The 5,522-nt window shown below is 42.8% G+C and carries 4 protein-coding genes and 2 rRNA genes; all 6 read left to right on the forward strand.

Annotation, left to right across the window (positions count from 1 at the left end; translation table 11 throughout):
* Positions 1-64, forward strand: a 16S ribosomal RNA gene (locus NXZ84_RS14995); the annotation flags it as partial.
* Between the two features lie 705 nt (positions 65-769).
* On the forward strand, positions 770-1,372 hold the full coding sequence (locus NXZ84_RS15000) for a Yip1 family protein (RefSeq protein ID WP_258841164.1): 603 nt from the start codon (positions 770-772) through the stop codon (positions 1,370-1,372).
* A 12-nt stretch (positions 1,373-1,384) separates the two neighbouring features.
* Positions 1,385-2,011 carry a YIP1 family protein gene (locus NXZ84_RS15005; RefSeq protein ID WP_258841165.1) on the forward strand — a complete coding sequence of 209 codons (627 nt, stop codon included), beginning with the start codon at positions 1,385-1,387 and terminating at the stop codon, positions 2,009-2,011.
* Between the two features lie 23 nt (positions 2,012-2,034).
* Complete coding sequence (locus NXZ84_RS15010; protein ID WP_258841166.1) at positions 2,035-3,531, forward strand: hypothetical protein; 1,497 nt, start codon at positions 2,035-2,037, stop codon at positions 3,529-3,531.
* Positions 3,532-3,545: 14 nt separating this feature from the next.
* On the forward strand, positions 3,546-3,851 hold the full coding sequence (locus NXZ84_RS15015) for a hypothetical protein (RefSeq protein ID WP_258841167.1): 306 nt from the start codon (positions 3,546-3,548) through the stop codon (positions 3,849-3,851).
* Positions 3,852-4,697: 846 nt separating this feature from the next.
* Positions 4,698-5,522: ribosomal RNA gene (locus NXZ84_RS15020) — 23S ribosomal RNA — on the forward strand; the annotation flags it as partial.

Below are 5,522 nucleotides of genomic sequence, written 5' to 3' on the forward strand. Positions count from 1 at the left end.
GATGATTGGGGTGAAGTCGTAACAAGGTATCCCTACCGGAAGGTGGGGATGGATCACCTCCTTTCTACGGAGCTCGAACGAGCAAAACGAGAAAGCAACAACAAGCAAGACTTGCGGCTTGGATCTAGCTTTTCGCTCTTTGGTTTTCAGGGAATGATTTTATAAAGAGCCCTGTAAAGGACTCTTTTTTTGTGTATTGTTATAGACCGAGTTTAGAATTAATCAGAGTGTCAGTATGTTATTATAATTACCTTCTTAACCCATTTTTGATGATCAACGTTTTTTACTTCAATTAGTGATACTGGATTTCAACCAATATATTCTTGAATAGTTTATAATGATGGATGAATCCCATAAAATATAACCTTAACATCATTTTTTCTAAAAAGTATATCAAAATAGATGTCGAATGATGTAGAATAGGTATGTCTTATTCATTAATGTGTTTTAATTGATGAATCTAGTGAAAATGAATCTAGTGAATATTTCAATGGAGGTGCAATGGTTTGAGAATAAAGTATGCTTTTAGCCCATTTGCCTAAAACGAACCGTGCTTTTCTCAATTGACAGAAGTGGACGGATTGGAATTGGATGAACCAACTCCGCAGTTAAGTATAGAAGATCTCGTACCTGGATCGACGGAACCTGAGCCACGGGAGTTTCATACAATGAGGTAGGGTGTTTGGTTGATTTTTACTGGGCTCTTGCGGTATGTTTTAAATTCATTTTATTCTTATCATAAAGAAAAATATCGAAAGGAGTGGTTAGGTTGACTTATGCACTAAGTGCGATTTGGTTACATACGAAGAAAGTAACTGAGCGAGTAGTACCCACTACCACCAAGAAACAAATGATTTTGTTGATTCTTGTCTATGGTGTGGCTGTTGGTTTAGAGAATGCAGCCATGAAGAATATGGGCGATAAAATGTCAATCGTCCAAATTGGGGTATCCAGTGTCATTATCGGTCCACTTATGGGACTGTTCATCTGGTTTGTTATGAGTGGTATTTTGTATTGGACAAGCCGTCTTCTTGGAGGAATAGCTTCTTTTCGTGAAACAAGAGTTGCCACTGCATGGGCCACCATACCTTTTAGTGGAAAGCTCATATTATGGATCCCTCAGTTACTATTGTTTGGTGATGAGATGTTTACAAGAGAGACACCACGAATCGAGGGGAGCGTTCTCTTAATTGTTCTATTTATTTTTTTGTGGCTTATCGACACTGCGCTAAACATTTGGTTTGTGGTTGTGTTGTCGAAGGCGCTAGGGGCCGTACATCGGTTTTCTGCTTGGTTCGGGCTAGGTGCGATCATTATCCCAACGCTCCCTCTTATTTTTTTATATTTCTTCGCAGCTATTGTGGGACAGTAAAGGGGGATTATTGTGGATCTTGATGTTTATCGTCAATGGATGTTGTCTGTGGGAGTATCGACCCGCGAGACGATTACCGACATTTTGGACTGGCCAACCACCTATATGCCATGGGTCTGGATCGCTATTTTTGGTATCAATTTCACATTAACACAAATGTTTTTGTTTGATGGAAGAGAATGGGCTCCACTATCTGAAATATTTAGTAAGTCGCTAATTTTGGGTCCTTGTATTGGGATAGGATTTTGGCTTCTGTTTTGTAGCTTGATAACCCTGATCGGTTGGATGTTTCAAAGAAAGGTGAGTTGGTCACGTACTTTTACAGCGAGTGCCTGGGCAACTGTTCCATATAATGTAAAGGGAATCGTACTTATACCGCAAATCCTGCTATTTGGGGATGAGTTGTTTGCTCGTTCCACTCCAGAACTGAATCAAAGTGCAACGTTGACCTTGCTCTACCTCTTTTTCCTTCTAGTTGATCTATTGTGTATTATCTGGTTCTACATCGTATTAGTAAAAAGTATTTCTGTCGCTCACCAAGTAGCTGTGTGGAAAGCAAGTATGGTTATGGTTCTAAGTCTATGTATGGTGTGGATTATTTCATTAGAAATTTTCAACACTCTTTTTTTTCCACTTTAGTGATGAAAGAAGGCTGATTTTCAGTGAAATCATGGTGGCGTAAATATTGGCATGTGTTACAGTCACGAAAAGGTGCTTCCACACTGGAATATATCATCATTCTAGCTGCTGGTGTTGCTTTGGCAGGACTGTTATTTATAGCGATTCAAGAACAAGAAACCCCGCTTAAAAATCTGATTATGTCCGCATTAAATGGCGAAGTGGACACTAAGCAACAAGCGGCCCCACCAACGATCGAGAAGGCGAGTGCTGAAGAAGAGAAAAAATCGTCCTCTCCTACTCCCGCAAATGCAAAAAAAGAGCATAAAGATAAGAGCTGGGCAGACAAAGCAGAAGAGATCCCCGGTCTTGGCTGGGTGGTTAAAAAGAGCCGGCCCTTTGTAGAAGATCACATTGAACCTTTCTATGACGATTATATTGACCCTTGGGCGGGAGATCCCCTTGAATTTGCTTGGGATTTTGTCGATCCAGTCCCTAAGATATATGAAATGACGGAGGGGAACGAATGGGACACAGGGGATCATCTAGGGAATTATGATCGTTATGCAGAGCCCGTGCTTGAATACTTGGTGGCAAAAAAATTAGGAAAAGCGGGAAATTTATTTTCCAAGCTAGATAACAAGCTTTTTGATGGTTTTTTGACCAAAAAATATGATGACTATATCGCAGATCCTCTTACGAAGAAACGGGATGATTTTGTTGATTGGGTCTGTGATGATTCTTCAAGTGGAAAAACGGGAGCTCGCTTCATTGGACAAGCTTATGCGGATTCCAAATCGAATAATACCAGCACCAGTTGTTCGCTCACTTCGCAGATTCTAGGGGGAACACCTCGCAAGAGCCCGTCAGAATATAGCAATGACCAGACAAGAAAACATGTTCATGAGGGTGAAACGGTAGAAGCTCCCCAATCTGCTTATAATAGGAAATGGAGTGGAGACGGTCTTCACAACTGGAAAAATATGAAGGAGAGAGTGCGGAAGGATGGATACGAGTTTGAGGAGATTTTACTAGATTCGGAGACGGGAGTTCGAAAAGTGAAGGTAAAACTCATCGGTAGTGACCCTCAAGTAAAGGCGAAATATGAGAAAATCAAAAACGCTTTAGAAGAGCTACAAGATCCAGATCTAAGTAAAAGCAGAAGGAAAAAACTCGAAAAACAAGTGCCTCCCGATATGAAAAATAAGAAGCCGGAGGATATTGATCCAGAAGCTGAAGCAAGAACAAGTAAAGTAGAGACGAAAACAGTCTATCCTGAAAACTATACGGAACAGGAGATTGATGAGCTTGGTGGTCAAGCCTTGGAGGAATTTATGAAAAATAATGGAAATCTGCCATACAGTGTAAATCGGAAGGGGAAGGTAGACCCCGTTCTATTTAAATCCACTGTGAAGGGTCCCGATGGCAAAGACATTGAAGTGGAAGGTTATGTCGTCCCTAAACCCGATGGTACAGTAGATTATATGGACACGCACTATCCTAAATTCGATAATAACAGTAACGTAGTAAAAGAGAAATAAAGGAGTGATTGTGGATGAGTGGGCGTCTTCTTTCGTTTCTAGAAGAGAATAGACCGGCCAATATAGATGTGGATTGTGTATGGGGTTATCTCATCTTATTGGTACGGGATGAAGAATTAACGATCCAAGAGTTAATGGAGGAATATCAGGAGTTTCTCTCAGGGAAAAAGTGTGGTTCACAAGGGATTTCTTTTATGAGTAATTGGGATGGGACCATGCGGGCAGGTGTAGGGATGAATAAAGAGACGTGCGATGAAGACCTTTTCCTCAATCACTGGAAAAGGGTCATGGATCAGTACGAGGAAAATTATGGGTATTAAAAACGCATAAAGTGAGGAAAAAGGATACCAACAGAGGGATAGGATCGTGGAAAGACTCACGATATGTTTTACGCACACTTCCTTCCACCTTCCCATAAAATGTTGAATGGAGACCCAACGTTGGTATTTGCCCTCTACATCAGTGATGGAATAACAAGAACCATGATTACAGGTAGTAGATTTGGTGTTCAGCAGAATGATGGAATTTGAACAGAAAAATGATTGTTTTGAGCCTATTATCTTAGTATCATGCAACCTCAAATTCATCACTTGATGCCGAATCAGGGTCTCCACAACCCATTATCAAACATACGAAATTAGATGTGACATCTGAAGAAAGTTATTTCAGTGGTAATTTCATCCGTGGGAGAAGCTCGATCTATCTCTAGGATTTTTACGGGCGGGTTGGACAAAGAATCGAGGGATTCCCCCTTGGGTTTCTTTTGGTATGGGGAGCCTACCTCGACATTCCCCATTTTCCATTCCATCCTTGCTTCGTGAAGCGAAGAGAGATGGACTTCTTCGGCATATGGTCGACATGGACAACTTCCCTTGACCGCAATCTGTTTAATTTTCACTATGGGATACCCCTGCCTAATTTTAGAGGGGATTATATCCTGCTCGTGCGAAAGACCTGTTACGATGAATCTATTAATTTTTCGAACATGAGTAAAACATGCGTTTTTACTAAAAAAAGGTCTTGCGGATTTGAATAAACCTATGCTATAGTATTACTTGTCGCCACGAGATGTGGTAGTGATTCGCACCTTGAAAAGTAAATACTTCAATGAGTCAAGGGTATTACAACAACACCGGTTGTAAGAAACGTGAGATCCTTTATATAGAGGATAAGCGAATAAGGGCACACGGTGGATGCCTTGGCGCCAGGAGCCGATGAAGGACGGGACGAACACCGATATGCCTCGGGAAGCTGTAAGTAAGCGTGGATCCGAGGATTTCCGAATGGGGCAACCCACTAGTTGGAAGAACTAGTACTACTACCTGAATCCATAGGGTAGTCAGAGGCAGACCGGGGGAACTGAAACATCTTAGTACCCCGAGGAAAGGAAAGCAATTGCGATTCCCTCAGTAGCGGCGAGCGAACGGGGAACAGCCCAAACCATACGTCTTTGACGGATGGGGTTGTAGGGCGTCTCACATGGAGTTAGAAAAGAAGAGGGTAGGCGAAGTGAGCTGGAACGCTCCGTCACAGAGGGTAACAACCCCGTAGCCAAAACCTTCTTCTCTCCGAGACGGACCCTGAGTACTGCGGGGCACGTGAAACCCCGTGGGAATCTGGGAGGACCACCTCCTAAGGCTAAATACTTCCTGGCGACCGATAGTGAACCAGTACCGTGAGGGAAAGGTGAAAAGCACCCCGGAAGGGGAGTGAAAAAGAACCTGAAACCGTGTGCTTACAAGCAGTCGGAGCATGCATGACATGTGACGGCGTGCCTTTTGTAGAATGAACCGGCGAGTGACGATGGCGTGCAAGGTTAAGGTGAGAAGCTGGAGCCGCAGCGAAAGCGAGTCTGAATAGGGCGAGTGAGTACGTCGTCGTCGACCCGAAACCGAGTGATCTACCCATGTCCAGGGTGAAGTTTCGGTAATACGAAATGGAGGCCCGAACCCACTGAAGTTGAAAATTCAGGGGATGAGGTGTGGGTAGGG

It is taken from the genome of Mechercharimyces sp. CAU 1602 (genome assembly GCF_024753565.1).
In the GTDB taxonomy this organism is placed as follows: Bacteria; Bacillota; Bacilli; order Thermoactinomycetales; family JANTPT01; genus Mechercharimyces.

What these genes read in the sequence shown, in the direction of transcription:
- NXZ84_RS15015 (WP_258841167.1), top strand. Translation starts at nt 3,546, where the DNA reads ATGAGTGGGCGTCTTCTTTCGTTTCTAGAAGAGAATAGACCGGCCAAT.